The organism is Paracoccus sp. P2 (assembly GCF_046335115.1).
In the GTDB taxonomy this organism is placed as follows: Bacteria; Pseudomonadota; Alphaproteobacteria; order Rhodobacterales; family Rhodobacteraceae; genus Paracoccus; species Paracoccus pantotrophus.
On the sequence record NZ_JBGOSN010000116.1, the window covers coordinates 1 to 2,501 of the forward strand.

Genomic DNA, 2,501 nt, shown 5'->3' on the forward strand with positions numbered 1-2,501 from the left:
CTCCGCGCGTCGGGCGATTGCTCAACCTGCGCCAATTGGCGTAAACACTAACCGGGCTCCGGTCGCGGCTGGATGAAAGTTCAGGGGCAGGTCACTTTCCCCCGCATCCGTGTTTGATGTTGTATTTGGGCCTCCGAACAGAAAAAGAAAAGTGGGTGATCCCCGGCGACCGAAGCCGCCGAGGAAAAGCCTACATGCAATCGATGGCATCCATCACAAGCTCAATGGCTTGTTGCTGCCACGGGGCAAGGACGGTTGATGTCAGAGGAAGCCATGCCCCACCATCGAGCCTGACCACCTCCTCCCCCTCGTTCGTGACATCATAGGCAAGGCTGCCACCATCAGGTCCAAGGAACACCACCGAGCAATCGCTGTTGAAGACCCGTGCCAAAGCTTCGGCATCGGCTTCTGGGCCGTAGGGCAGCCACCATCGCCCCTCACGCTGCACCAGCGCATAGACCTCCAGGGGTTCAGTCATTCCAACCTCCCAGACGCCCGGTGTGCAGGTAATAGGCAAGAGCCTCCCTGAACTGGGCCGCGTCCCGGAAACCCTGCTCCTGCGCCGCCCGATCCTCGGCCATGGAACGAGAAAAACCGCCATCATATTCCATGATAGCGGCCCTTTCCTCGAACTCGTCAATGTCAGGTATCAGAGGCATGGCAACCCCACCTTCTCGACGATCTCGCGCTTCTGCTCATTGCTGATCCCGGCGGAGTAGATGCCATAGGTCATCCTGTTCTCCGACCGTGCCGACTGGTGCCCGACGATGGATGCCGTGAAATGCTCCGGCACCCCTGCCCGCTCGCACTGCGTCACGAACCATTTCCGGGTGGAATGGAACACGACACCGGGCCGGTCCAGCGCCAGAGCTTTCCGCATGGTGGCGAACCGCTTGGTCACGACCGAAACCGTCAGATCAGGAAACAGCCGCCCCTGCCTCGGCAGCCTTTCCAGAACCGGAGTCAGGGCTGAATGCAGCGGGATAAAGCGTTCGGCAGCATCAGTTTTCAGCGTCCTGACCGCGTTGGGCCTGACCCAGACGAACCAGCCCAGATTGCCCTTCCAGACCAAATCCTCCCTGACCAGCCCAACAGCTTCACCGGCTCGCATCCCGGTCAGCAGGCAGAACAGCAGGACGTCACCGATCCGGGAATCGTCTAAGTCCACCAGCTTCCCGACCTCGGCATCCGTCAGTGCCGCGTAGCTACGGTTTTTGCCCTTTGCCTCCACCCGCACGGTCTTGAAGGGATTCGCCACTAACTCGCCTTCGTACACCGCCCAGTCGAGAAAATGCGCGACCTGACTAACCGTCCGCCGCTGCGTCCGGGCAGAAATACGATCGCCACGGCTGGCCTGAATGAGTTGATCCAGCCCATAGCCACGGGTTCGCCACGACTTCCCGGCATGACAGCCGAGCAGCGCCACCTTCCGCACGAAGGCCACGGCATCGTCACGTGTGACGGCGCCGATCTGCCTCGTCCCATAGGCCGACACGAACAGCCCGACCGAGAATCTGACCGACTTGAACCCGCCATGCCGAAGTTGCCGCGACCGTTGATTGAGATAAGTCCGGGCAAGTTCCTTGACTGTCCTGCGCCCTACCAGCACCACGGGCGAGAACACCGGCGGCGCCACCATCACGGGCACCGGCTTCTCCACCACCTGCCCCGCCCTCGCCTTCGCCAACACCTCCTCATACTTGGCATTGACCTCGGCGGCCCGTGCCTTGGCGATGCGGGCATCCCCTGTCTTCAGCGACTGCTTCATGGCCTGCCCCAGAACAGGCTGGAGTTCCTTGGGGTAGTTCCTGCGATACAGCCAAGTTTGCTGCTTGAGATATGCGTATTTGATCCGCACAGACATGCGACCTCCATCTGGGGCATCCGCCCCATTCCTCTAGTGTTTCTGATTTTTCCGATTGGTTGCTTTGGCTTAGAGGGACTGCTGAGTTCCCAGCCATCTGGTTTTCGGGTCCAAGACCCTGGGAATCATCGGGAAGTCCGGTTCTCTGTATTCCCCGCCAGAGGACCAATGAGAGTAATCCCTGTCACATGGTCGTCCGGCACCCGCTCGGTCTGGAACAGGTATCCCGGTACGTCATCGAAGGCAGAGATAACCGCCACGTCACCGGGCTGCATCGTACCACCCCGCCTTGAGAGCTTCCGTGTAGATCGCCATGGCAAGTTCACGGCTGATGCGGGATGCCACCCACGCGATCAGCAGCAGGCTTAGCCAACGTCTGATTGCAAGAAAGGTGTGCTTGACAATGCGTTGGAAGTTGTTTTTGTTCATCAAGTAAGCTCCTGTATCTACTTCTATTTCAGATACGGACCTGCCCTCGTTTTTCGCGTTTCTGGCGACCATGCAAAGCCCACGCTAGCCGGGCTCTTTGGAAAGCTGTCTAGGCGACCCCATGGGCTCGTCACTGTCGTCAATACAAATTTTGATCACGCGCCATCAAAAGGGCTTGAAATTCAGTTGACTGCTAGAGATAGACTGC

General features: G+C 59.2%; 4 protein-coding genes. All 4 read right to left on the minus strand.

Going from position 1 to position 2,501, the window contains the following annotated elements:
- Positions 1–190: 190 nt before the first annotated feature.
- On the minus strand, positions 191–478 hold the full coding sequence (locus tag ACDP63_RS24535) for a hypothetical protein (RefSeq protein WP_152366812.1): 288 nt from the start codon (positions 476–478) through the stop codon (positions 191–193).
- Positions 471–611, minus strand: coding sequence for a hypothetical protein (locus ACDP63_RS24540; protein ID WP_241663483.1), 141 nt, complete (start codon positions 609–611; stop codon positions 471–473). Before ACDP63_RS24540 ends, ACDP63_RS24535 begins: the two co-directional genes overlap by 8 nt.
- Positions 612–649: 38 nt before the next feature.
- Positions 650–1,864 carry a DUF6538 domain-containing protein gene (locus ACDP63_RS24545; RefSeq protein ID WP_227493417.1) on the minus strand — a complete coding sequence of 405 codons (1,215 nt, stop codon included), beginning with the start codon at positions 1,862–1,864 and terminating at the stop codon, positions 650–652.
- Between the two features lie 261 nt (positions 1,865–2,125).
- Positions 2,126–2,293: a hypothetical protein gene (locus ACDP63_RS24550; protein WP_409928824.1), complete on the minus strand. Its 168-nt coding sequence runs from the start codon at positions 2,291–2,293 to the stop codon at positions 2,126–2,128.
- Positions 2,294–2,501: the final 208 nt, after the last annotated feature.